Source organism: Streptosporangium nondiastaticum, from assembly GCF_003011965.1.
Classification (GTDB): Bacteria; Actinomycetota; Actinomycetes; order Streptomycetales; family Streptomycetaceae; genus Streptomyces; species Streptomyces nondiastaticus.
The window spans coordinates 1-23,479 of record NZ_PXWG01000103.1; the positions used below are offsets into that span (position 1 = coordinate 1).

Genomic DNA, 23,479 nt, shown 5'->3' on the forward strand with positions numbered 1-23,479 from the left:
GGCGCCGTCCGCCGCCTCGCCGCGCACGGCGCGGGCCGCCGCGCTCATGCCGCGGACCGCCCCGCGACCCGGTCCGCCACCAGCTCGCTGATCAGCCGGAAGGACCCCAGGTCCGCGAGGTCGGAGTCGTCGATGCGGATGCCGTACTGCTCCTCGATGCGGACCGCGATCTCCAGGGAGATCAGGGAGTCCACGTCGAGGTCCTCCTTGAAGCGGGCGTCGTCGGTGACCTCCTCGACGGGCAGTTCGAGGGCGTCGGCGACCACGGCGCGGAGCTCTTCGACGTCGAGGGTGTTGATCGTGGGCTGAGCGGTCATGGCGGTGCCTCCGGTTCGGGGGATGTCAGGGCTGGTTCGTACAGGGAGAACTGGGCTGGTTCGTACAGAGAGAAAGGGAGAGAGGAGAAAGGGAGAAGCAGGGAAGCGGGGAAGTGCGCGGGAGTTCAGGGCACGGTCAGCAGCAGCGCCGCGGCGGCGTCGTCCGCCGGGCCCCCGGCGGAGGCCAGGACGGCGGCGTCCTCGTGCGCGTGGCGGTCGAAGTACGCGACGGCCGCCGCGCACTGGAGCACGCCCAGGGCGCCGGAGCACAGGCCGAGCCGCGCCGTGAGGCCGTAGGCCGGACCGGCGCCGCCTCCGCCGCAGGCGTCCTCGCCGGGCAGCCACAGGCTCACGGCGTCCGGGGAGCGGCCGCCCAGGGCCGCGGCCACCGCGGCCGACGGGTCCGCGCCGCGCGCGTACGCTCCCGCGCCGAGGACCGCCCGGGGCCGGGCGCCGCGGTCCCGGGCTTCCAGGACGAGGGCGGCGGCACCGTCGAACACCGGCTCGCCCAGCAGCTTGGTGACGGCGTCGCCGGACGGTTCGACGCCGATGACGACGGCGGTCTCCGCGCGGCCCGACGCGATGAGCCCGCGCGCCCAGTACACGGCGTCGAGCCCGCTGGTGGGCCCGTTGCACAGGGTGACGCTGGGGCCGCGCAGACCGTGGCGCATGGCCACGGACCCGGCGATGACGTTGCTGGACGTCTGCGGCAGGCCGAGGGGGCTCAGGCCCGTCACGGTGTCGCGGGCGATGACGTCGGCGAACGCGCAGACGCTGTCGAGGATGCCGAAGTTGGAGCTGACGACCACCGCGGTGGTGTCGCCGTCGCCGGTGAAGGCCTTGCCGTCGTGCAGCCCCGCGTCGCGCAGGGCCGGTTCGGCGGCGCGCAGGGCCAGGCGCGAGGCGCGGTCCTTGTGCCGCATCTCGCGGCCGGTGAGGCCGGTGTGCGGGTCGAAGCCGCCCTCGCGGACGGCGCCGAGGAGTTCGTCGGGGAAGGTGATGCCGGGGACGGCGAGGCCGACGCCGGAGATGACGACCTCGGTGTTCCCGGAGACTCCGTGCGCGGTGCTGGTGCTGGTCATCGGACCGCCTCCACTATCGCCGCGGCGTTGATCCCGCCGAAGCCGAACGCGTCGATCTGGGCGAGGCCGAGGTCGGCCGTCGCCGCCGTGCCCTGGACGAGCCGCAGCCCGGCGGCCTCCTCGACCGGGTCGGTGAGGCCGAGCACCGGCGGCACCGTACCCTGCCGGAGGGCGAGCGCGGCGACGACGAGGCTCAGCAGCCCCGAGCCGCCCAGCGTGTGCCCGGTCATGGACTTGACGGCCGTCATCAGCGGCCCGCCGCCGGCGCCGTCCCCTTCCCCGGGACCGGCCGCGAAGACCTGCGCGAGCACGCCGGCCTCGGTCGTGTCGTTCTTGGGGGTGCCGCTGCCGTGCAGCATGACCAGGTCGATGTCCCCGGGGGCGACCCCGGCGCGCCGGTGGGCGTCGCGCACCACGCGGGTGATGCCGCCGGGGTCGGGGGCGGTGGGGTGGTGGGCGTCGCAGTTGATGCCGACGGCCCGCACGCGCGCGTGCACGCGCCGCCCGGGTGCGGGGGCGGCCGGGGCGCGCTGCACGACCACCGCCACCGCGCCCTCGCCCATCAGCATGCCCTTGTGGGAGCGGTCGAAGGGGCGCAGCGCGTCGGGGATGTCGTTCTGCACCCGGTCCAGCGTCCCGAAGGCGCTCTCGCCGATCGCGTCCGTGCCGGCCACCACGACGGTGTCCGCGGCTCCCACCTCGATGAGGTCGGTGGCCATGGCCAGCGCGTAGAGGGAGGCGGCGCAGGCGTTGGCGAAGGTGTACGTGCGGGTGGCGCCGAAGGCCGCCCGCAGCGCGGTGCCGAAGTGCAGGTCCGGCGGCGCCAGCCGGGTGCCCTCGCGCCACCACAGCTCGGCGCTGCGCTGCTCCTGGAGGGTGGTGCCGACCAGGACGGGGACGTCCGCGAGGTCGTGGGGGAGACCCGCGTCGGTGAGGGCCTGGGCGACGGCCTCCCGCAGCCAGCGGGTGGCCCGGCCCGGCTCGTCGGCTCCCGGGCGGGGGCGGTCGTCGATCTCGTAGGCCTGCCGGGCCCGGTACTTGGTGGTGTCGAAGGCGCGCAGCCCGGCGAGCCCGCTGCGGCCCGCGCAGAGCGCGGCGAAGATCTCCTGCGGGGTGCCGCCGATGCTCGCGACCGCCCCCATGCCGGTGATGTCCCAGGTCATGACTGTCCCATCCGTTCGCGCAGCCGGTAGGCGGCGAGCTTGCCGGTGGCCGTCGCCGGCAGCACGTCCACGAACTCGAAGCGGCTGGGCCGCTTGTACGGGGCGAGGCGGGTGCGGACGCAGGCGCGGATGGCGCGCCGGACCGTGTCCCGGTCGGTGCCCTCGGCGGTCACGGTGAACGCCACCGAGCGCTGCAGGCCGTCGGGGTCCGGGGCGCCGACCACGACGCAGTCGGTGACGCCGTCGATCGAGCGGACCACGTCCTCGATCTCGCGGGGCACGACCTTGTAGCCGCCGAGGTTGAGGATGTCGTCGGCCCGGCACAGGTACGCGATGCTGCCGTCGGGGTTCCGGCGGACGATGTCGCCGGTGTACGCGCCGCCCGCGCCGAACGTGACGGCGTCGGCGTCCGGGCGGTCGACGTAGCCGAGGGAGACGGTCGGCCCGGCGATGTGCAGCCGGCCGTCGGTGCCGTCGGGCACCGGCCGGCCCAGGTCGTCGCGGACGGTCACGGTCACACCGGGGACGGGCACGCCGGCCAGCCCGTGCAGCGGGCGGTCCGCGGGCGTCGCGACGGCGACGTGCATGACCTCCGTCGCCCCCAGGCAGTTCATGACGCGCGCGCCGAAGGCGGCTTCGATGCGCCGGCTCAGGGCGGCCGGGCAGTGCTCGCCGGCGGTCAGGCACAGGCGCACCGACGACGGGGCGTCCGCGTCCGGGCGGCCGGCGGCGTCGAGGAGGCCCGCGTACAGGCGCGGCACCGAGCACAGCACGGTGGGCCGGTGGCGGCGCAGGGCGGCGCTCACCGACAGCGGGTCCACGGCCCCGCGCAGGACGACGGCGCTCGCTCCGGCCGCCAGCGTGCACAGCACCGAGCTGCCGAAGCCGTAGCCGAAGGACATCCGGGCGGTGGACAGCACGATGTCGTCGGGCCGCAGCCCGAGCACGGCGCCGTACCCGTCGAGCATGGCGTGGATCCCGGCGGCGGAGTGCCGCACGCCCTTGGGCCGGCCGGTGGAGCCGGAGGTGTACTGGATCAGCGACTCGGCGCCCGCGGGGCGGTGGGTGACCGGGACGGGCGGGCCAGGGACGGGAGTGCCCGCCAGGACTTCCCGGACCTGATCGCCCGTCAGTACGGGGAGCCGGGCGAAAGCCGCTCGCAGGAGGTTCTGCTGGGCGGGGGTGGTGTCCAGGTGGACGACGGCCGCGCCGCAGTCGGCGGCGACGAACCGGATGTCGTCGTCGCCGAGCATCGGGCTCACCGGCACCGGCACGCAGCCGTGCCACCACAGCCCGAGGACGGCCACGACGGTGGCCACGGAGTCCTCGGCGACGATCAGCCCGCGGCTGCCGGCCGGCACGCCCCGGCCGGCCAGGGCCCGGGCGTAGCCCTGCGCCGCCTCGTGCAGGCGGGCGTACGAGACGGTGCCGGCGTCCGGGTCCGTGTACGCGGTCCGCCCGCCGTGCCCGGCGGCGAGGTGAGCGCCGAGCAGGCGGTCCACCAGGGCGACGTCCTCCGGGGCCGGGGTCAGGGTCGGGGTCAGGGACGGGGACGCCGCGCCCGCCGAGGCCTCGGTGCCGGCGGACCCCTCGGTGCCGACGGACGCCTCGATGCCGGCGGACCTCTCGGAGCTCTGGCAGCTCTTCGCGGCCAGCAGCTCCAGTGCGTCCCGGACGCTGTCCACGGCGGCCGTCTCGTCGTCGCCGAGCGCGATCCCGAAGGTCTGCTCGATGCGCGCCGCGATCTCCACCTTCTCCAGGGAGTCGACCTTGAGCTCCTGGTGGAACGAGGCGTCGGTCCGTACGTCCTCCACGTCGACGTCGAGGACGAACGCCACTATTTCGCGAAGCCGGTCGCCGGCATCGGATTTCCGGACAGGTGGCACTGTGTACTCCTTCTCGGGAACGTACGGCTACCGGTCACTGCGGATCCCGGAGCACGCCGGAGGACTTTCCCGAACATAGCCACGCGCCTGTGACGCCCGAACCGGCGGCAGGGGAGTCCGTCAAGTGGAACCCGCTGCCCCCTCGGGGCGGGCCGGCCGCCCCGATTCCCGCCCCCGCAAGGTGACTTGACGGTCTATCGCGCGGCGGTTGGCGGGCCCCCGGACGGCGCGCCTAGCGTCGCCTACCGGCGGGCCCCCTCAGCGGACTGCCATGTTCCGGCGCACGGCCGGCACTCCCGGCCCACCCGCACGCTCAGTCCCGTCCCGTTCTGTCCCGAATTCCGAGGCCAGGTGAATGATGCCGCTCACCCCGCACACGCTGCTCCCCCCGGAGGCCCGCCTGCGCCTCGCCGACGACCCCGGTCTCGGCGGCGGCAACGCCTGGCGCGTCGCCGCCGCGGCCAACCCCGCGGCCGACCTGCCGCTCATCGCCGCCGACGTGCCCCTGCTCAACACGGACGGCTGGCAGCAGAGCGAGTTCAGCCTCCGTCAGCTCGACGACCTCGCGGAAGCGTGGGCGGCCTGGTACCACGACCGGGGCGTGCGGCCCCGCGACCGCGTCGCCGTCTACATCGAGGACTCCTTCGAGGACCACCTCCACCTCGCCGCCCTCGCCCGCATCGGGGCGATCGCCGTCCTCATCAACGGCCGCATGAAACCGGAGCTCGCCCTCGGCCTCATCCGCCGCACCGCCCCCGTCGGCATCTACACCGACGCCCCCCGGCTGGCCCTCTTCGCCGGCCGCGAGCGCGAACTGCCCGTCGTCCGCTGGACCTGCACCCGCCAGGACGTCGGCATCCTCGGCAACCGCACCCTGCCCGCGGGGGCCGAGTACCGCCACGGCGCCGACGACCCCGTCGTCATCTGCCACTCCTCGGGCACCACCGGCAACCCCAAGCCCGTCGTCTGGACCCACGCGCAGAGCGTCGCCGGCGCCCGCTACCGGCTCGTCAACCCGCCCGGCCCCGAGGACAACGTCGTCCTGGCCGCCTACCCCCAGTCCCACTCCAGCGCCATCGCCTTCACCCTCCTCTCCGTCCTCGGCGGCCTGCCCACCGTCGCCTGGTCCGACCCCACCGGGCCCGGCCTCGCCCGCGGCTGCGCCACCTACCGGCCCGGCGTCGTCCTCGCCTTCAACGAGGCCCTCGCCCACCTGGCCACCCACCACCACCCCGACCCGGCGGACTTCACCTCCGTACAGGTGTGGGTCAACCTCGGCGACTGCGGCCACGACGCCCACATGCGGCGCCTGATGGAGCTCGGCCACACCGTCCTGCCCGACGGCAGCACCGTCCCCGGTTCGGTCATCGACGACGGGCTCGGCTCCTCCGAGCTCGGCTGGGCGGCCCTGCGCCGCGAGATCACCCCCGACAGCCCGCCCCGCGCCCGCCACCTCGGCCGCCGCGTCCCCCTCTCCGAGGTCGCCGTCCTGCGCGAGGACGGCAGCCACGCGGAACCCGGCGAGGTCGGCCTGCTCGGCGTCCGCGGCGACTCCATCGCCCGCGGCTACTGGAACGACTCCGACACCACCTACCGCTCCACCCTCGCCGGCTACTGGCTCTCCGGCGACCTCGTCCACCGCACCGAGGACGGCGAGTACTTCCACGTCGACCGCGCCGTCGACCGCATCCGCACCGACGCCGGCGACGGCTACTCGGCCCTGATGGAGGAGGAGATCCTGCTGAGCCTCGCGGAGGTCGCCGACTGCGCGGTCGTCGCCGGGCACGACCAGGACCGCACGGTGCCCGTCGCCCTCGTCCGGCTGTTCGGCGGCGGCGGGGACGCCGCGGACCTCCTGCGCCGGGCCAACGCCGTCCTCGACCGGATCGGCCAGCCCCGGCTCGCCCTCCTGGAGATCGCCGCCTCCCCGGGCGACATCCCCCTCGGCCCCACCGGAAAGGTCCTCAAGCGGCAGCTGCGCGAGAAGTACCTGGCCCTGCACACCTACCGGCCGGCGGACCCGGCGGCTGTCGCGACGGTGCCCGCCACGGCTTCCGGCACGACGCCCGCTGCCGGGGCTCCCGTAGCCGGGACTCCAGCCGCCGAAGCTCCCGTAGTCGAAGCTCCCGTGGCCGGGGCCTCCGTCACCGAAGCTCCCGTAGCCGGGGCGGTGACCACCCGATGACCACAGCCGCGCCCCGGACCCCGGGCATCCTCGACGCACCCCCCGAGGACGCCGTCGCCTGGATCAACGCGGCGGGGCAGCACACCCTCGCCGAACGGATGGGCATCACGTTCCAGGAAGCCACCCCCCAAAGGCTCGTCGCCACCATGCCCGTCGCCGGCAACACCCAGCTGTACCGCATGCTCCACGGCGGCGCCTCGGCCGTCCTCGCCGAGTCGCTGGGCTCGATCGGCGCCGTCCTGCACGCCGGCGAGGGCCACATCGCCGTCGGCGTCGACCTCAACGCCACCCACCACCGGGCCGTTCGCACCGGCACGGTCACCGGCGTCGCCACCGCGCTCCACCTCGGCCGTACGACGGCGACCTACGAGGTCGTCATCTCGGACGAGGCGGGGCGGCGGGTGTGCACCGCCCGCATCACCTGCGCCGTCCACGGCCGGCGCGGGGATCGCTGACACCCCCCCGCAGGCACCCCCGTACGCGCGGGGATCCGTCCCTTCCGCCCACCTCCATCCTCCATCCTCCATCTCCATCCACCCCGTCCCGACCACAGGTCCGCGAACCGCGCCGGCGCCGCACGCGCGCCCGCGCCGAGGAGCCCCATGACCGACCAGCTCGCCCCGCCCGCCGTGGCGGAGGCCTCGACCAAACCGACCGTACGCACCGGACCTATCCTCCTCGTCCTGCTGTCCGCCATGTTCTTCGCCCAGTTCGACTTCTTCGTGGTGAACGTCGCCGCGCCGTCGCTGGAGGAGAGCATCCACGCGGGGCCCGCCGCCCTCGAACTCGTCGTCGGCGGGTACGCCTTCGCCTACGCGGCCGGCATGATCACGGGAGGGCGGCTGGGCGACAAGTACGGCTACCGCCGGCTGTTCGTCATCGGCACGATCGCCTTCGGCATCACCTCGCTGCTGTGCGGCATCGCCGCCAACCCCGAGCAGCTCGTCGCCGCCCGCCTGGCCCAGGGCCTGTCCGGCGCGATCATGGTCCCGCAGGTGCTCGCCGTGATCACGGCGAACTTCCCCGACGAGCGCAAGCCCAAGGCGATGGCCTGGTACGGGGCCGCCGCCGGCCTCGGCTCCATCGCCGGCCAGGTCCTCGGCGGCGCCCTGATCGCCGCCGACTTCGCAGGGCTCGGCTGGCGCACCATCTTCCTCATCAACGTCCCGTTCTGCGTCGTCATCGCCGCCGCGGCACTGCGCGTCCTGCCCGCGCAGACGCAGCGCCGCAGCGTCGGGCTCGACCCCGTCGGGGCGTTCGGCGTCTCCCTCGCCCTCGCCCTGCTGCTCGTACCGCTGACCATGGGCCACAGCGCCGACTGGCCGGCGTGGACCTGGGTCTGCATGGCCCTGGCGATCCCCGTCGCGGCCGTCACCCTGCGCTGGGAGCAGACCCTCCGGCGCCGCGGCGGCGACCCGGTGCTCGTCTTCCCGCTGTTCCGCAGCCCCTCCTTCCGCGGCGGCGTGATCGCGAGCGTCGCGTTCATGGTCTACTTCGGCAGCTTCATGTTCACCCTCACCCTGCTGCTGCAGTCGGGCCTCGGGCTCGGCCCGTTCCAGGCCGGCCTCGTGTTCTCCCCGATGGGCATCCTCTTCACCGCCACCTCGATGATCGGCGGCAGGCTCACCAACCGCTGGGGCATGAGCGCCCTCGTCGTCAGCAGCGCGGTGATCGCCCTGGGCCTGGTGGCCCTGGCCGTGCGGCTGTACGCGGCCGGGCCCGACACCGGCCTGCCGTGGATCGTGGCGTGCCTGTGCCTGATCGGCGCCGGGAACGGCGTCGTACTGCCCGCGCTGTTCGGCGCCGCGCTGATGCGGGTCCGGCCCCAGGACGCCGGCATCGCCTCGGGCATCCTCACTACCACCCAGCAGTTCGCCAGCGCCGCCGGCGTCGCCGTCATCGGCGCGGTGTTCTTCGCCGTCGCCGGCAAGCACGCCACCGACGCGAGCTGGGCCGACGCCATGGCCTGGGCCACCGCGATCAGCGTGCTGATGGTCCTCGTCGTGATGTGGATGACCTGGACGTTCCGCCGCTTCACCGGCGGCGAGCGGCCCGCCGAGGTGCCCGCCGCGCACGTCTGACCGCCACCACGGCACCTCAGGGGGTGCGGCCCTTCCGCCAGGAGGGCCGCACCCCCCCTCTCACCCCCAAGAGGCACACCGACAGGAGACAGCAGTCCATGTGCGGAATAGCAGGATGGGTCTCGTACGATCCGGCACACCCCGTCACCGCCGGCACGGCGCACGCGATGACGCACACCATGGCGTGCCGCGGCCCGGACGCGCACGGCCTCTGGCTGGACGACCGGGTCGCCCTCGGCCACCGCCGCCTCGCCGTCATCGACCCCGACGGCGGCAAGCAGCCCATGACCTTCGGCCACGCCGGCCGGACGGTCGCCGCCCTCACCTACAGCGGCGAGGTGTTCAACTTCCGCGAGCTGCGCACCGAGCTGGAGAGCAGAGGCCACACCTTCCGCACGCAGAGCGACACCGAGGTCGTCCTGCACGCCTACCTCGAATGGGGCGAGGACTTCACCGAGCGCCTCAACGGCATGTACGCCTTCGCCCTGTGGGACGCCCGGACCCGGGAACTGCTGCTGGTCCGCGACCGCATGGGCATCAAGCCCCTGTACTACTTCCCGCTCCCCGGCGGCCTGCTCTTCGGCTCCGAGCCCAAGGCGATCCTCGCCCACCCGGCCGTGCGGCCCGCCGTCGACGCCGAGGGCCTCGCCGAACTCGTCGCCTTCACCAAGACCCCCGGCCACGCCGTCTACAAAGGCATGTACGAACTCCCGCCCGGGCACACCCTCCGCGTCCGGAGCAGCGGCACCCTCCTGCGCCGCTACTGGGCCCTCGAAGCCCGCGACCACACCGACGACCTCGACACGACCGTCGCCCGCATCCGCGAGCTCCTGGAAGACATCATCGCCCGGCAGATGGTCGCCGACGTCCCCCTCGGCACCCTCCTCTCCGGCGGCCTCGACTCCAGCGTCATCACCGCGCTCGGCGCCCGGCAGCGCACCGCCGAAGGCGGCGCCCCCGTCCGGTCCTTCGCCCTCGACTTCGCCCGTCACGCCGAGAACTTCACGGCCGACGACTGGCGCGGCACCCGCGACTCGCCCTACGCCGACCTCCTCGCCCGGCACGCCGGCGCGGACCACCGGGTCGTCACCCTCCCGCCGTCCGCGCTGCTGGACCCCGCCGCCCGCGAGGCCGTCATGCGCGCCCGCGACCTGCCGTTCGACCTCGGCGACGGCGACACCTCCCTCTACCTGCTGTTCAAGGCCGTCCGCGAGCAGTGCACCGTCGCCCTGTCCGGGGAATCCGCCGACGAGGTCTTCGGCGGCTACCGCTGGTTCCACCACCCCGACTCCGTCGCCGCCGACACCTTCCCCTGGCTCGCCCCGCCCTTCGGCACCGGCATCTCCGGCCCCGGCAGCGGCCCCGGCGAGGCCCTGCTGGACCGCGGCCTGCTGGAGAAGATCGACCTGCAAGGGTACCGGGCCCAGCGCTACCGCGACGCGCTCGCCGAAGTGCCCCACGTGGCCGGCGCCTCCCCGGTGGAGCGCCGCATGCGCGAGATCGGCTACCTGCACCTCACCCGCTTCGTCCAGTGGATGCTCGACCGCAAGGACCGCGCCAGCATGGCCGTCGGCCTGGAGGTCCGCGTCCCCTTCTGCGACCACCGCCTCGTCGAGTACGTCTTCAACACCCCCTGGACGATGAAGACCTTCGACGGCCGCGAGAAGTCCCTCCTGCGCGCCGCCACCCGCGACCTCCTCCCGCCCGAGATCGCCGACCGCGTCAAGGCCCCCTACCCGACCACGCGCGACCCGCACTACCTCGACGGCCTGCGCACCGCGCTCAGACGCGTCACCGAGGGCCCGGACTCCCCGGTCCGCCCGCTCCTCGACGGCCCCTCCCTGGCCGCAGCCACCGCGGACGACTCGCAGCCGGGCTACCGCACCGGCACCGAACTCGTCCTCGCCCTGGACTTCTGGCTGCGCACGCAGGACGTGTCGTTGGAGTTCTGACCCGGGCGCCCGGCTCGGCCCTCCCCCTCCCTCCCCTCCCAAGTCGGCCAGTTGTCGACTGCCCGATGGCGCACCGTGCCAGGACACTGCCGGATGAATCCCATAGCCGAGCACCGCGCACGTCGAGCGAGGGGGACGACCGGTGATCCGATTGACCGAGACCCTGGCCCTGCAGAGCGTCGAGGACTTCCTGACGGCGGCGGAGCGGGAACACCTGATCAAGATCATGGACAGCGAGCTCGCGGCCACCGGATGGCGGCCCCGGCACCAGGCCGAGGTCCTCCGGGCGCCCGCGCCCGCCCAGGAGATCCTGCGCGCCGCCACGGCCCGCTCGCTGCACGTCCTGCAGCGGGCCCTGCCCTCGGTGGCCGCCGACGCCCGCTGGGGCTACACAGAACTGACGGAGGGTCAGTGCGTCCCGACGCACGTCGACGGCATCCCCGACCCGGCCACCGCACCCCGGCGCATCGGACGGATCGGGGTGGTCATCGAACAGGCCGACGAAGGAGGCGAGTTCTACATCGAGACCACCGCAAGCCCGGCCGTCTGGACCGGGGAGCTCGTGGGCGAACCCGAGGGCTACGCCCCCGGCACACCCCTGACGCACCGCTTCCCGCACGCGCCCGACCACGCCGCCGTGCCCACGTGGCTGGAGGACGTCCCCAGCACCCGCTGGGTCACCCCCGCCGGAGCCGGCACCGGCCTCGCCTACGGCGCACAAGTCCTCCACGGCGTCCAGCCGGTACGCGCCGGACGGCTACGGAAGTTCGTCACCGACCTACTGGACACACCGGCGGTACGGCGGTAGCCGGGAGCTGCGGGGGCCGGTGCCTGCGGTGGTAGGAGACCGTGACGGCCGCGAGCAGCGGGCCCCAGGCGACCAGCGGCAGGTAGCAGGCCCTCATGAGCCAGAGCCGGCCCCCGTGGAGGTCGTGCTCGACGTGCACGAAGAGGATCTGCACGACCGGCAGCAGGGTGAAGAGGAGACTGAGCAGCACGGCACCGGTCGCGGCCGCGGTCACCGCCGCCCTCGGGACGACGCGACGCCCGCCCAGCACCGGTATCCACCGCGGCATCACCTCGCCCCACGGGCGCACGAGGCCCAGCGTGAGGAAGGCCAGCGCCTCGGAGAGCAGACTGAGGCCGAGCATGTAGGCCGTGCCCCAGCCGGGCGAGTGGAGCTCTTCGCGCAGCACCCCCGCGCTGAACCCCAAGGGCACACCCAGCGCCAGGGCCACCCGCCACAGGCTGGACGGCAGCACACAGGCGACTGCGAGTCGCGCGGCCCGTACGGCCCACGCCTCCGGCGGAGGAACGGCACGGGCGGCGGATGCCGGGGCCGGGGTCGGAGCCGGGGTGGTCGCGGTCGAGTCGTCAATGCTCACCGCACCATCGTGGCCGGAAGGACGAGGGCCCGGACTCGCCCGTGAGGACGATCCGCATAGCCGTACGGGGGAGCGGCCCCCGCCCTCGTGGTCGTAAATCGGTTGGCCGGACACGGGAGTCCGCCGACACTGACCCCATGCAAGACACGCAAGACATGCAAGACATGGAAGACGCGCAGGGCACGCAAGACGCGCAGGAACCCCACCGCCGCATCCGGGCGGCGTACACCGACACCACCATCACCGTCTACCAGGCGTACGCGCCCCGCCTCGGCCTGCCGGCCGCCCGGGACGGCCGCTTCCCGCCCGCGTGGAAGCGCGACCGGATGACGTGGATCAAACCCTCCTTCCTCTGGATGATGTACCGCTGCGGCTGGGCCACCAAGGCCGACCAGGAGTGCGTCCTGGCGATCGAGATCGACCGCGCCGGCTTCGACTGGGCCCTGGCCAACGCCTGCCTGTCCCACTACGACCGGGACGTCCACGCCGACCAGGCGGCCTGGCGGCGCGAGCTGAAGGCGTCACCGGCCCGTGTGCAGTGGGACCCCGAACGCGACCTTCACCTCCAGGCCCTGCCGCACCGCTCCCTTCAGCTCGGGCTGGCGGGCGAGGCGGCGCGCCGGTACGCCGACGAGTGGACGGTCTCCATCACGGATGTGACCCCGCTGGCCCGCGAGGTCCACGGCCTGGTCACCGCGGGGAACCTGGACGAGGCACGCCGGATGCTCCCGCGGGAACGCCCGTACGAGCCGGCCGGCGGGGTCTGCCCGTAGCGGGTTCATGGCCGGAAAACGTCCGTCGCCCTGCCGTGAACCCGCCGTTGCCCGCGCACGCGCCCGGCGCTCAGACGTCCGCCAGGAGCTCCTCCAGGGGCTGGGACGCGGCGTCCTCCGCGGGGCGGGAGAGGTAGAGCGTCGTGTGGAAGTAGCCCTCGGTCTCCTTGCCGCGGGGGTCCTCGCCGGCGGCCTCGACGGCCGCGACCGCGTAGGCCTGCTCCTCCGGGCCGCTGAAGTGGCGCTGGGGGAACGTGCGGGCCGTGTACTTCTCCGTGTGCAGGCCATGTGCGGCCAGGGCGTCGGAGATGGGGGCGTACGAGGCGGTGCGGAGGACGAACGAGGCGACCCAGGCCGGTTCGTCCGTGTCCGCCGTGAGCGCCTTGAGGGTTCTGGCCGACAGGAACGTGGTGCCGCCGGTGATGGTGATGAGCCGGGCCCGCCGCGTCTGCCGCAGCAGCTCGGGGCTGGGTTCGGCGGTCTCCAGGTTCTCGGCGAAGCCCTCGTCCAGGAGCCCGACGGCGCGGGCGTAGGAGACGGCCTGCGAGGCCACGTCGATGCCGATGACCCGCGCGGCCCCGGGCCGCCGCCGTGCCGCGAAGTACGCCCGGTCGTCCTCGACGAGCTCGGCGGTGGTGAGCGGCGCGACCTGCGGGGAGGTGTAGCGCGTGTAGAGCTCGTCCATCGTGACGTCGTGGTTGAGGAGCGCCGCGTTGATGCCGTAGGAGCAGCAGATGTCGACGACCGTCAGCGGCTCGGTCGCGGCCGTGGCCCTGCGGGTCTCGGCCATGCGCCGGAAGACGGCCTGGGCATGATGCGGTGTCTGGTACTCCAGAGGTCCCAGCACTGTGAAGTACGCCCGGGGGTCGGGCTGGTCGTAGATCTTGTCGAACGAGGTCATCCCGGAGGTCATCGTACAAATCCTCTCGCCCCTGGGGCCGGCCGGAGACCGCCCCGCTACAGGTAGAGCCTCGGGGGCCGAAAAGGGAACAGGGCAGGGGTTGGATCCGGCCATTTTCACCGAACGGAACGCACGGCGCCTCCCGAGGCGTGGGGTGCCCGTCGGGTGCCGTGAACCCGCGTCTACAGTTGCCGCTCCGAACAGGTAAGTGCGAGATAAGCGAGAGCGTGCGTGTCAGTCGAGAGGCCTGCGTCCGGGAGACGCAGCAAGAACGTTTCCTCCCAAGAGCCCGAAGGCTGGCGCACCGGCCCCGCCTGGCGGGAGATGAACGGGCGGGCCGCCCGTAGCCGGCGGATCCTCGGTGCGGTCGGCGTCGTGGCCGCCGCCGCGGCCACTCTGGTCGTGCTCCGGCCCGCGCTGATCCTCTCCCGGATACCGGTCGACTGGGGCGCCGGGAAGAGCGACGCGAAGACGGCCTCCCACGGCACGCCGGCGCCCCTGCCGCCCGAGACCGCGCGCCCCAGCGGCGCCCCCGGCAGCACCGAGGGCGCGGCCACTCCCGACCGGCCCTTCGCCGGGTCGCCGGCCGAGCAGTACGCCGACGGCGCGGCCGGCATCGTCCTGCCCGAGGCGCGGGAGGCGGGGACGATGTCGCAGGAGCAGGTCGCGGCGGGCCTGAAGCTGGCCAAAGACTTCCTCGTCGCCGCCAACCTGGACCCGGCGGTCATCCGGGGTGAGCGCCCGGCGGCGGCCCTCGCCCTGCTCGACCCGTACCAGGACGACCTCGTCACCCGCACCGAAACCGCGCTCAGCAAGCCGGGCCGGGACAATGACCCGGTCACCCTCTTCAGCCGCTTCGACGGCAAGAAGGTGCGCATGGTGGGGGAGACCGTGAAGACCCGGGGCCGGATCACCTTCGCGGAGCACAAGGACGGCTCCGTGGGCATCCACGCCGACGTCACCTTCGTCTACCCCCTCGCCAAGAAGGAGCAGGGCTCCCGGGCGGTCGAGCGCACCATCGTGCGGCGCGTCCTGGACACGGACCTCCTCGACCCCGAGCGGTTCCGGGTGACGCCGGGCAGGCTGACCGTCCGCTCCTACGACGTGGACATCGCCAACTCCGCCTGCGGCGTCCACGACGGGTTCCTGCACCCCGTCTTCGACGAGGGACGCCCCTCCGGCCAGGCACCCTCCGGCCCCGCCGTCGACCCGTACGACCGCAGCCGGGACCTGGACACCGCCAGGGGCGAGGGGTGCGGGACGGTCACGCGGACGTGACGGACGGGCGGCGGCGCGCGCTCCCGGCGCGGGCCGGCCGGCTCGCCGGCCCGCGCCGACGGAGGCCTTCGTCCCCGCCGCCGCCCCGGCCCGTGGTCTGACGCACGGTCGGGACGAAGCCACGGTTTGATCACTCAATTGTCACAGGAGCCCCACCAGACCCGCTGTTGGTCAGAACCCGCCCGTGAGCGAGGTAAGAATGTGCACGTCAAGCACCGGAAGTGTGCACGTCAAAACATGCATCGCATTCATCACGGGGGATTCACCATGCGTCGTCAGCTCCTCACCGCCGCAGCCGTCATCGTGCTCGCGGCCACCGCCACCGCCTGCAACGGCGACGGCACCGACCCGGCCGCGGACGCCAGCGCGTCGGCCGACAAGAGCCCCGCGGCCCAGGGCAACGGCGGCCAGGGCGGAGGCCAGGACAAGGGCCAGGGCCAGGACAAGGGTCAGGGCCAGGACAAGGGCCAGGGCGGCGACGCCCACGCCGTCGGCGGCAAGCTCACCCTCAAGGGCAAGAAGGCGGGCGAGCAGCTCGACGTCACCCTGAAGGGCTTCGCCGACCCGGCCCACAGCGACAACAAGTTCAACAAGCCGTCCGCCGGCAAGCGCTTCGTCGCCGCCCAGTTCGAGCTCGTCAACACCGGCACGGTGGCCTACTCGGACAGCCCCTCCAGCGGGGCCAAGGTCATCGACGAGCAGGGCCAGTCCTTCACCCAGACCATGGGCGGCGTCACGGAGGGCCCGAAGTTCCCGGTCACCGTGAACCTCGCCCAGGGCGCCAAGGCCCTCGGCTGGGTCGTCTTCTCCGTGCCCGAGGGCTCCAAGACGGCCAAGGTGCAGTTCACGATGGACGGCGGCTTCGCCAACGAGACGGGCGAGTGGACCCTGAAGAAGTAACGCGCGAGAGGCAACGCGCGAGAGGCAACGCGGAAGAAGCGACGCTCGTCAGTTCGTCGACAGCGAGCCCGCGACTTCCGTGAGCGCGTCGAGGACGGGCCGGAACAGCGGGTGGTCCTCGGCGCCCCGTCGCACCGCCGCGAACACGCGGCGCGTCGCGGCCAGGCCCCCGACGGGGCGGACGACGGTGTCCTTCAGCTCCATGCCGCGCAGCGCCGAGCGCGGCACGAGCGCCACCCCGGCCCCGGCACCGGCCAGGGCAACCACGGCCCGGAAGTCGTCGGAGGAGTGCACGAGCCGGGGCTGGAAGCCGGCCAGCTCGCAGGCCAGGACCACCACGTCGTGGCACGGGTTGCCCGGATAGGGGCCGATCCAGTCGCAGTCGGCCAGCTGGTCCAGGCCCACGCGGGGGCTCCGCGCCAGCGGGTGGGACGCGTGCAGGACGGCGTCGAACGGCTCGGCGTACAGCGGTACGCGCACGAGCCGCCGGTCGTCCTCGCGCGGCGCGCCCCGGTACTCGACGGCGAGCGCCACGTCGGCCTCCCCGTCCAGCACCATCGGCAGGCTCGCGTCGCCCTCGGCGTCGCGCACGCGTAGCCGGATGCCGGGGTGGCGGTCGGCGAGGAGGGCGATGACGGGGGCCAGCACCTCGGCGATGCCCGTCGCGAACGCTGCGACGGTGAGCTCCCCGGCCGTGCCGCCCGCGTACGCGGCGAGCTCGGCCTCGGCCCGCTCCAGCTGGGCGAGCACCTCGTGGGCGTGGCTCAGCAGGATCTCGCCCGCCGCGGTCAGGCGCACCCCCCGCCCGCTGCGGGTCAGCAGGGCGTGGCCGGTCTCCTGCTCCAGCGCGGCGAGCTGCTGGGAGACGGCCGAGGGGGTCAGGTACAGCGCGGCGGCCGCGGCGGTCACCGTACGGTGGTCCGCCACGGCCCGCAGGACGCGCAGCCGCCGGGGGTCGATCACCCCGCCATTTTGCCAGGAACGCGCGGTAACCCCGGCGGGGACCCGGGCAGGGCCCCCGCCGGGGAGACCGGGGGTCAGCCCCGCAGGGCCCGGCGGGCGTCGATGAAGGCGGCGACGGCTCGCTCGACGTCCTCGGTCGAGTGGGCCGCGGAGAGCTGGACGCGGATGCGGGCCGCGCCCATCGGGACCACCGGGTAGGAGAAGCCGATGACGTAGACGCCGCGCTCCAGCAGCAGCTCCGCCATCCGGCCGGCCTCCGCCGCGTCACCGATCATGACGGGGGCGATGGCGTGGTCGCCGGGCAGGATCTCGAAGCCCGCCTCGGTCATCTTCGTGCGGAACAGCTCGGTGTTGGCCTTGAGCTTCTCCCGCAGGTCGCCCGCGGACTCCAGCAGGTCGAGGACCTTCAGGGAGGCGGCGGCGATGACCGGCGCGAGGGAGTTGGAGAAGAGGTACGGGCGCGAGCGCTGGCGCAGCAGGGCGACGATCTCGGCGCGGGCGGCGACGTAGCCGCCGGAGGCGCCGCCGAGCGCCTTGCCGAGGGTGCCCGTGATGATGTCGACGCGGTCCATGACGCCGTGCAGCTCGGGGGTGCCGCGGCCGCCCGCGCCGACGAAGCCGACGGCGTGCGAGTCGTCGACCATCACCATCGCGTCGTAGCGGTCGGCCAGGTCGCAGATCTCGCGGAGTGGCGCGACGTAGCCGTCCATGGAGAAGACGCCGTCGGTGACGATCAGCTTGCGGCGCGCGCCGCCCTCGTTCGCCGCCTGCAGCTGCTTCTCCAGGTCGGCCAGGTCGCGGTTGGCGTAGCGGAAGCGGCGGGCCTTGGACAGGCGGATGCCGTCGATGATGCTCGCGTGGTTGAGGGCGTCGGAGATCACCGCGTCCTCGGCGCCGAGCAGGGTCTCGAAGACGCCGCCGTTCGCGTCGAAGCAGGAGGAGTAGAGGATCGTGTCCTCCTGGCCGAGGAACGCCGACAGCCGCGCCTCCAGCTCCTTGTGGACGTCCTGCGTGCCGCAGATGAAGCGGACCGACGCCATGCCGTAGCCCCAGCGGTCGAGGGCGTCCTTGGCGGCGGCGACGACCTCGGGGTGGTCGGCGAGGCCCAGGTAGTTGTTCGCGCAGAAGTTCAGGACGTCGCCGGGGGCGCCGCCCGCGGTGACGTTGACGGAGGCGCTCTGCGGGGTGCCGATCACGCGCTCGGGCTTGAAGAGACCGGCCTCGCGGATCTCGTCGAGGGTGGCGCGGAGGTCGTCGCGGACGGACGCGTACATGCGGGGGACTCCTTACGGAAGAAAAAAAGAGGGGACGGCCGGCCGGGGTCAGGCGGTCCAGTCGAGGATGATCTTGCCGCTGCGGGCGTTGGCGGCCTCGTCGAAGGCCGCGTCGAAGTCCTTGTACGAGTACTTGCCGGTGATCACCGGGCTGAGGTCGAGGCCGCCCTCCAGCAGCACCGTCATCGCGTACCAGGTCTCGTACATCTCCCGGCCGTAGATCCCCTTGACGGTGATCATCGAGGTGACGACCTTCGCCCAGTCGACGGGGAACTCCTGGGCGGGCAGGCCCAGCATGGCGATCCGGCCGCCGTGCGTCATGTTCGCGATCATGTCGCGCATGGCCTCGGGCCGGCCCGACATCTCCAGGCCGACGTCGAAGCCCTCGCGCAGGCCCAGGGTGCGCTGCGCGTCCGCGATCGAGGCGCCGGAGACGTTGAGGGCCAGGGTCGCGCCGGCCTTGCGGGCGATCTCCAGGCGCGGCTCGCTGACGTCGGTGATGACGACGTTGCGGGCGCCGGCGTGCTTGGCGACGGCCGCGGCCATGATGCCGATCGGGCCCGCGCCCGTGATCAGCACGTCCTCGCCGACGAGCGGGAAGGACAGCGCGGTGTGCACGGCGTTGCCGAACGGGTCGAAGATCGCCGCGACGTCGAGGTCGACCTTCGTGCGGTGCACCCACACGTTGGAGGCGGGCAGCACGACGTACTCGGCGAACGCGCCGTCGCGGCCCACGCCGAGGCCCACCGTGCTGCGGCACAGGTGGCGGCGGCCCGCCAGGCAGTTGCGGCACTTGCCGCACACCAGGTGGCCCTCGCCGCTGACCAGGTCGCCGGCCGTGATGTCGCGGACGGCCGAGCCGACGGCCGCGACCTCGCCCACGAACTCGTGGCCGAGCACCAGCGGGGTGCGCACCGCGCCCTGGGCCCAGCCGTCCCAGGAGCGGATGTGCAGGTCGGTGCCGCAGATGCCGGTGCGCAGCACCTTGATCATGACGTCGTCGGGGCCGTACTCCGGCTCCGGGACGTCCATGAGCCACAGCCCGGGCTCGGCCTTGTGCTTGACGAGTGCCTTCATGGCTGCGGCTCCAGGCGTGGTGAGGCGATCTATTGCGTGCTCTTGGCATGCTCTTATGTGCGCGCACCAATGTGCCCAGTGATGACCGTGAAGTCCATCGAGGTTTTCTTAAGCGGGCCAACAGCAGAACTTCACACGGGCGCGCGTGCCTCATCCGAGGCGGGTCAGTTTCGCCCCCGCTCCCGGCGCCGCCAGGTCCCGCTGGAGCGCGACCGGCACCTGCGCCCGGCCCGGTCCCGTCCCCACGGCGAGCGCGCCGATCTCCGTACCGGCCTTGGCCTCGTGCGGGACGCCCTTGCCGCCGGCGGTGAGCTCCAGCCCGGCCTTCAGCCCGCCCCAGCCCACGGCCCGCAGGTCCTTCGTCGCGACGACCGGCGTCCGGCCGCCCAGCCCGTCGTCCACGTACCCGACGACTTCACCCTTACGGACGACGGTCGCGGGAACCAGCGCGTCCTGCACCGCCTTGATCATCTTGTAGCTGCGCTCCTTGACGACCTTCAGGTGCGCGTTGGCGTCGTTGCTGCCCGCCTGCCGCTGGGCCATGGTGGCGCCGACGATCAGATGCTCCTTGCCGTCGATCGTCCGCTTCGCCGCCCACATCAGCGCACCGCCCGCCGGGCCGCTCGACCCGGTCTTGATGCCGAGCCCGCCCGGGTTGCTGACGAGCAGGTCGTCGTTGTTGTTGTAGATGCGGCCCGGCAGGCCGGGAACGTCGGCGTTGGGCATCTTGACGATCTGCCGCAGGACGTCGTTCTTCATGACCTCCCGGGCCAGCTTGACCTGGTCCACGGCGGTGCTCACGGTCGACGCGTCCAGGCCGCTCGGGTCCGTGTACGTCGTGTCGTCCATGCCGAGGTCCTTCGCCGCCTCCTCCATCTTCTTCGCGAAGGCGTCCTCGGACCCCGCGTCCCAGCGGGCGAGCTGCCGGGCGATGTTGTTGCCGGACGGGATCAGCAGCATCTGCAGCATCTGGAACAGCGTGTAGCTCTGCCCCTCCGACACGTCCACCCGCGACTCCTCCTCGGCGCCCGCCTCCTTGGCCGCCGTGGCGTCGATCGTGATCCGGTCGCCCTCCTCCCCGGCCTTCAGCGGGTGGTCCTTGAGGATCACGTACGCGGTCATGACCTTGGCGACGCTCGCCGTCGGCACGGGCTTCCGCTCGCCGTACGTGCCCAGGCTGCCGACGCCCACGACCTCGGCCGCGGCCTGCCCCTCGCCCGGCCAGGGCATCACGAACGCGTCACCCGTGAACGCGTACGGGCTCCCCGCCACCACGAACTCGGGGTCCGGCAGGGGCCGGAGCAGCTGGACGACGCCGAGGAGGACGGCGAGCAGCAGGACGAGCGGCGACCAGATCTTCAGCCGCCGCGCCACGGTGCGGGCCGCGGTGGCCGGGGGAGCGGGGCGGTTCGTCAGCTGCGCCAGCAGGGCGAGGGGCGGGGTAGCCTCCGGCTGCGGTGTCGACGGGGCGTCCGGCTGCGGCTTCGGCTGCGCCGGGGCCTGGGCCGGCTGCCGGGGCGCCGCTGCCGACGGCTCGGGAGCGCCCTCCGGCCGCTTCGGCGCCGCGTGCGGCTGCGCCGCGACGTGGGCCGGCAGCCCGGGAGCCGTCAGCGGCTGGGCCGAGCCGTCGGCCGGTCGCTCGGGAGCTTCCGCTCGCTGCTTCGGGGTTTCCGACCGCAGCGCCGGGGTGTCCGCCTGCGGCTGCGCCGGAACCTCCGCCGGCTGCCGGGGAGTCTCCACCGTCGGCCTCGGGGCCTCCACCGGCTGCCCGGTAGCCGCCTGCGGCCGTGCCGAGGCGTCGGCCGGCCGGCCGGGAGCTCCCGTCGGCTGCGTTCCGGACCCCCGTGCCCACCCCGGAGCCTTCGACGGCTGGTCCGGAGTTTCCGGTGACCGGTCCGGAAGTCCTCCCGTGGCCTCCGGGGTCCCGGTGGGTTCCGGAGCGGCCGGCGACCGCCGTGTGGTCTCCTCCGGCTCCTGCTGCCGCTCCGCCATGCCGGGGGACTCGCCTGCCACCGGTGCCTCCTCCAGATCGTCACCACTCGTCTTCGAACCGACGTGCTAGACGAGAGCGACATACCTGCCGGTTCCGTTACCAATCAGCGGATCCGATGAGTGAGTGTTCGTCACGGAAGCATCCCGTTGGTACCGGCTCGGTCAACCGCCCTCCGCGGCCCTCCCGGCGGCAGTACGGTCCCCGTGCGCGCCGAAGCCTTGGGGGGATCCATGCGCAAGAACCTGCTCGCCGCCGCTGCCGTCGCCACCGCCGTCGGCTGCCTCGCCCTCACCGCCTGCAACGACGACGCGAAGAGCGGCGGCACCGGCCCGTCGCAGGTCACCAGCGGCAAACCGGCCTCGTCACCGGCCACGTCACCTGCTACGGCACGGCCCACCGGCCCCGCCGCCTCCGGCGGCCCCAAGGGTGCCGCACTCGCCTTCGGCGAGCCCTCGCGGACCGTCGGGGCGGGCACGGTCGGCATCCTGGAGATCACCCCGACGACCGTCGTCTACGCCAAGGAGGGCGGCCGGACGGTCCCGCAGCACGGCACGTTCGCCGTGGTGACGCTGCTGGAGAAGTCGCTGAGCGCCAACCCCGCCGACGAGGAGGCGCCCGCCAAGGGCGGCGGCTGGCGCTGGGTCGCCGCCGACGGGCAGTCCGTCCCGGCGGGCAACGGCAACGCCGCCAAGGTGGTCCTGGAGAAGTACCGGAACTCCGGCGGCATCGCGCCGGGGGCGTCGCAGGTGCGCGCCAAGGTCTTCGACCTCACGCCCGCCCAGGCCAGGGGCGGCACGATCGTCTACACGGACGGCACGAAGAGCGACGACCGCTGGAAGGTCCCGGCCGTCGACTCCGGGCCGCAGGTCGCGGAGGTGAAGCAGCAGCTCAAGCCCTGACGGCCGGCAGCCCCGGCCCCGGCCCCGGCACCGTGACGTGAGGTCACGCGTCCCGGAAGCCGTCGAGGACCTTCCCCTCCGTGCTGAGCCAGCCCCGCTCGTAGTCGAAGCGCGGAGCGTCGGCGAAGGTGAGGTAGAGCCACTTGAAGTTCTCGGCGAACACGTACGCCGGGCAGTGGTCGCCCTTGGCCATCGGCCGCCGGGTGACGTCCGTGAGCACCGTGTAGCCGCCCGGCACGCGGTGGTGCCGCTTCAGGTTCTGGAAGTAGCGCCACGCCGTCGTGCGGTAGTACGGGTCGCCGGTCTGCCAGTACATCTGGAAGGCGCAGTTGGCGTATTCGGGGCGCAGGTCGTTCCGCGGGCTGAGGACCTTCAGCCCGCGGCCGTAGTCGATCTCCTCGGGGACGACCTCGTACTTGTCGAGGACGGCGGTCCAGGAGCGGTAGTGGTCGGCGGCCAGCTCGTTGTCCCCGCCGACCGGCAGCACGGCGACGGACAGTGCGGACGCGCGGCGGCTGACGAGCTCCCCGGTGACGAAGTCGACGTGCTTGAACCAGAGCCGCCCGTCCACGCGTTCGGCCTGGTGGCGGCGCATGGCAGCCGCGAACATGCGGAACCAGTCCCGGCACTCCTCGTCGCCGAACATCACCCACGCGCCCCACAGGTACTCGTAGAACGAGTCGGCCGGCGGGTTCACGGCGACGCTCTCCCGGTCGGCCCACCGGCCGGTCTCCACGTTCATCCGGGTGGCGAGCAGGCCGGCCGACGAGCGCCGTTCGACGACCGCGCGCAGGGCGGCCTCGGCGGCCCGCCGGTACCGGGAGTCGCCGGTGAGCCGGGACAGCGCCCCGAGCTCCAGCACGTTGGTGCCGATCTCGGCCAGCGGCAGCGTGGCGCCCCGGACGTGTCCCGTCCGCAGGTTGACGTACCGGTACGGCATGCCGGTGGGCGATGCGGTGAAGGCGGGCAGCAGCCGGTCGGCGAGGTCCGTGCAGCGGCTGAGCAGTTCCTTCTCGCCGGTGGCGAGATAGGCCGAAAGGAGGCCTCCCACCAGCCGGATGATGGACTCGAACACCTGGAAGTCGGCGTTCACGTCGAAGTCCAGGTGGTCCTTGATCCAGTCGACGCAGCGGTCGACCTCGTCGTCGAGCTCCATCAGGTGCAGCGTGTCGACCGCCTCGACGATCGACAGGCCCATCGGGTGGTCCTTCGCGAAGAACTCCCGGTGACGGCCCGACACCGGGAGCACCTCGTCGTGCCCCCAGGCGAACCGCTTGTACCCCGCCCACGCGTGGCCGAACTCCGCGCGGACCTCCTGCGCCTTCGCCCGGTCCGGCCGCGCCGCCCGCCGCCGCGCGCCGGGCGGCGCG

20 protein-coding genes are annotated in these 23,479 nt (G+C 73.4%); 9 read left to right on the plus strand and 11 right to left on the minus strand.

The window, feature by feature from the left end:
- Positions 1-44 precede the first annotated feature (44 nt).
- The 4 genes from B7P34_RS26385 to B7P34_RS26400 all read right to left on the minus strand — a co-directional run bounded on the left by B7P34_RS26385 (position 45) and on the right by B7P34_RS26400 (position 4,448).
- Entirely contained in the window at positions 45-317 is a 273-nt protein-coding gene (locus B7P34_RS26385; RefSeq protein WP_030364236.1) for an acyl carrier protein, read from the minus strand.
- 125 nt (positions 318-442) lie between these two features.
- Positions 443-1,399 (minus strand): beta-ketoacyl synthase N-terminal-like domain-containing protein, encoded by a 957-nt coding sequence (locus B7P34_RS26390; protein WP_106680505.1) that lies wholly within the window; start codon positions 1,397-1,399, stop codon positions 443-445.
- Positions 1,396-2,562: a beta-ketoacyl-[acyl-carrier-protein] synthase family protein gene (locus B7P34_RS26395; protein WP_106680531.1), complete on the minus strand. Its 1,167-nt coding sequence runs from the start codon at positions 2,560-2,562 to the stop codon at positions 1,396-1,398. The genes B7P34_RS26390 and B7P34_RS26395 overlap by 4 nt, the downstream gene beginning before the upstream one ends.
- Positions 2,559-4,448 carry an AMP-binding protein gene (locus B7P34_RS26400; RefSeq protein WP_223268255.1) on the minus strand — a complete coding sequence of 630 codons (1,890 nt, stop codon included), beginning with the start codon at positions 4,446-4,448 and terminating at the stop codon, positions 2,559-2,561. Before B7P34_RS26400 ends, B7P34_RS26395 begins: the two co-directional genes overlap by 4 nt.
- 355 nt (positions 4,449-4,803) lie before the next feature.
- Between B7P34_RS26400 and B7P34_RS26410 the strand changes: the two genes are divergently transcribed.
- The 5 genes from B7P34_RS26410 to B7P34_RS26430 all read left to right on the plus strand — a co-directional run bounded on the left by B7P34_RS26410 (position 4,804) and on the right by B7P34_RS26430 (position 11,474).
- Positions 4,804-6,633 (plus strand): class I adenylate-forming enzyme family protein, encoded by a 1,830-nt coding sequence (locus B7P34_RS26410; protein WP_223268256.1) that lies wholly within the window; start codon positions 4,804-4,806, stop codon positions 6,631-6,633.
- A 98-nt stretch (positions 6,634-6,731) separates the two neighbouring features.
- Positions 6,732-7,088: a hotdog fold thioesterase gene (locus tag B7P34_RS26415; protein WP_223268259.1), complete on the plus strand. Its 357-nt coding sequence runs from the start codon at positions 6,732-6,734 to the stop codon at positions 7,086-7,088.
- 147 nt (positions 7,089-7,235) lie between these two features.
- Positions 7,236-8,714 carry an MFS transporter gene (locus tag B7P34_RS26420; protein ID WP_106680510.1) on the plus strand — a complete coding sequence of 493 codons (1,479 nt, stop codon included), beginning with the start codon at positions 7,236-7,238 and terminating at the stop codon, positions 8,712-8,714.
- 98 nt (positions 8,715-8,812) lie between these two features.
- Entirely contained in the window at positions 8,813-10,666 is a 1,854-nt protein-coding gene (gene asnB / locus B7P34_RS26425) for an asparagine synthase (glutamine-hydrolyzing) (protein ID WP_106680512.1), read from the plus strand.
- A 142-nt stretch (positions 10,667-10,808) separates the two neighbouring features.
- Positions 10,809-11,474 (plus strand): hypothetical protein, encoded by a 666-nt coding sequence (locus B7P34_RS26430; protein WP_106680513.1) that lies wholly within the window; start codon positions 10,809-10,811, stop codon positions 11,472-11,474.
- Here the strand turns inward: B7P34_RS26430 and B7P34_RS26435 are convergent.
- Positions 11,437-12,051 carry a hypothetical protein gene (locus B7P34_RS26435; RefSeq protein WP_223268257.1) on the minus strand — a complete coding sequence of 205 codons (615 nt, stop codon included), beginning with the start codon at positions 12,049-12,051 and terminating at the stop codon, positions 11,437-11,439. The two genes, B7P34_RS26430 and B7P34_RS26435, sit on opposite strands and share 38 nt — an antisense overlap.
- A gap of 164 nt (positions 12,052-12,215) precedes the next feature.
- On the opposite strand from B7P34_RS26435, the gene B7P34_RS26440 reads away from it, so the two are divergent.
- Positions 12,216-12,824, plus strand: coding sequence for a DUF4291 domain-containing protein (locus B7P34_RS26440; protein WP_106680515.1), 609 nt, complete (start codon positions 12,216-12,218; stop codon positions 12,822-12,824).
- 70 nt (positions 12,825-12,894) lie between these two features.
- Here B7P34_RS26440 and B7P34_RS26445 read toward each other — a convergent pair whose 3' ends face one another.
- Entirely contained in the window at positions 12,895-13,737 is an 843-nt protein-coding gene (locus B7P34_RS26445; protein ID WP_106680516.1) for a hypothetical protein, read from the minus strand.
- Positions 13,738-14,049: 312 nt separating this feature from the next.
- Here B7P34_RS26445 and B7P34_RS26450 point away from each other — a divergent pair, with 312 nt between their 5' ends.
- Both B7P34_RS26450 and B7P34_RS26455 read left to right on the plus strand, forming a co-directional pair.
- The gene (locus B7P34_RS26450) at positions 14,050-15,003 is read left to right on the plus strand and encodes a hypothetical protein (RefSeq protein ID WP_106680518.1); all 954 of its coding nucleotides are present in this window, start codon (positions 14,050-14,052) and stop codon (positions 15,001-15,003) included.
- Between the two features lie 267 nt (positions 15,004-15,270).
- Positions 15,271-15,903, plus strand: coding sequence for a DUF4352 domain-containing protein (locus B7P34_RS26455; protein WP_106680519.1), 633 nt, complete (start codon positions 15,271-15,273; stop codon positions 15,901-15,903).
- Positions 15,904-15,951: 48 nt separating this feature from the next.
- Here the strand turns inward: B7P34_RS26455 and B7P34_RS26460 are convergent, their stop codons facing one another.
- The 4 genes from B7P34_RS26460 to B7P34_RS26475 form a co-directional block, all read right to left on the minus strand.
- Positions 15,952-16,866 (minus strand): LysR family transcriptional regulator, encoded by a 915-nt coding sequence (locus B7P34_RS26460; RefSeq protein WP_106680521.1) that lies wholly within the window; start codon positions 16,864-16,866, stop codon positions 15,952-15,954.
- Positions 16,867-16,940: 74 nt separating this feature from the next.
- Positions 16,941-18,140, minus strand: a complete 1,200-nt coding sequence (locus B7P34_RS26465) for a glycine C-acetyltransferase (RefSeq protein WP_106680522.1) — start codon at positions 18,138-18,140, stop codon at positions 16,941-16,943.
- A 48-nt stretch (positions 18,141-18,188) separates the two neighbouring features.
- Positions 18,189-19,217: an L-threonine 3-dehydrogenase gene (tdh, locus tag B7P34_RS26470; protein ID WP_106680524.1), complete on the minus strand. Its 1,029-nt coding sequence runs from the start codon at positions 19,215-19,217 to the stop codon at positions 18,189-18,191.
- Positions 19,218-19,367: 150 nt separating this feature from the next.
- Positions 19,368-20,978 carry a D-alanyl-D-alanine carboxypeptidase gene (locus B7P34_RS26475; RefSeq protein ID WP_223268258.1) on the minus strand — a complete coding sequence of 537 codons (1,611 nt, stop codon included), beginning with the start codon at positions 20,976-20,978 and terminating at the stop codon, positions 19,368-19,370.
- A 462-nt stretch (positions 20,979-21,440) separates the two neighbouring features.
- On the opposite strand from B7P34_RS26475, the gene B7P34_RS26480 reads away from it, so the two are divergent.
- Positions 21,441-22,109, plus strand: coding sequence for a hypothetical protein (locus B7P34_RS26480; protein WP_106680526.1), 669 nt, complete (start codon positions 21,441-21,443; stop codon positions 22,107-22,109).
- A 43-nt stretch (positions 22,110-22,152) separates the two neighbouring features.
- Here the strand turns inward: B7P34_RS26480 and B7P34_RS26485 are convergent.
- Positions 22,153-23,479 (minus strand): glycoside hydrolase family 47 protein (locus B7P34_RS26485; protein WP_106680529.1); only part of this gene is annotated, 1,327 nt, incomplete at its 5' end.

Coding starts and splice junctions, on each gene's coding strand:
- B7P34_RS26395 (WP_106680531.1), bottom strand. CDS start 2,562: ATGACCTGGGACATCACCGGCATGGGGGCGGTCGCGAGCATCGGCGGC.
- B7P34_RS26415 (WP_223268259.1), top strand. CDS start 6,732: ATGGGCATCACGTTCCAGGAAGCCACCCCCCAAAGGCTCGTCGCCACC.
- asnB (WP_106680512.1), top strand. CDS start 8,813: ATGTGCGGAATAGCAGGATGGGTCTCGTACGATCCGGCACACCCCGTC.
- B7P34_RS26440 (WP_106680515.1), top strand. CDS start 12,216: ATGGAAGACGCGCAGGGCACGCAAGACGCGCAGGAACCCCACCGCCGC.
- B7P34_RS26455 (WP_106680519.1), top strand. CDS start 15,271: ATGCGTCGTCAGCTCCTCACCGCCGCAGCCGTCATCGTGCTCGCGGCC.
- B7P34_RS26420 (WP_106680510.1), top strand. CDS start 7,236: ATGACCGACCAGCTCGCCCCGCCCGCCGTGGCGGAGGCCTCGACCAAA.
- B7P34_RS26390 (WP_106680505.1), bottom strand. CDS start 1,399: ATGACCAGCACCAGCACCGCGCACGGAGTCTCCGGGAACACCGAGGTC.
- B7P34_RS26385 (WP_030364236.1), bottom strand. CDS start 317: ATGACCGCTCAGCCCACGATCAACACCCTCGACGTCGAAGAGCTCCGC.
- B7P34_RS26445 (WP_106680516.1), bottom strand. CDS start 13,737: ATGACCTCCGGGATGACCTCGTTCGACAAGATCTACGACCAGCCCGAC.
- B7P34_RS26450 (WP_106680518.1), top strand. CDS start 14,050: ATGAACGGGCGGGCCGCCCGTAGCCGGCGGATCCTCGGTGCGGTCGGC.
- B7P34_RS26465 (WP_106680522.1), bottom strand. CDS start 18,140: ATGTACGCGTCCGTCCGCGACGACCTCCGCGCCACCCTCGACGAGATC.
- B7P34_RS26410 (WP_223268256.1), top strand. CDS start 4,804: ATGATGCCGCTCACCCCGCACACGCTGCTCCCCCCGGAGGCCCGCCTG.
- tdh (WP_106680524.1), bottom strand. CDS start 19,217: ATGAAGGCACTCGTCAAGCACAAGGCCGAGCCCGGGCTGTGGCTCATG.
- B7P34_RS26480 (WP_106680526.1), top strand. CDS start 21,441: ATGCGCAAGAACCTGCTCGCCGCCGCTGCCGTCGCCACCGCCGTCGGC.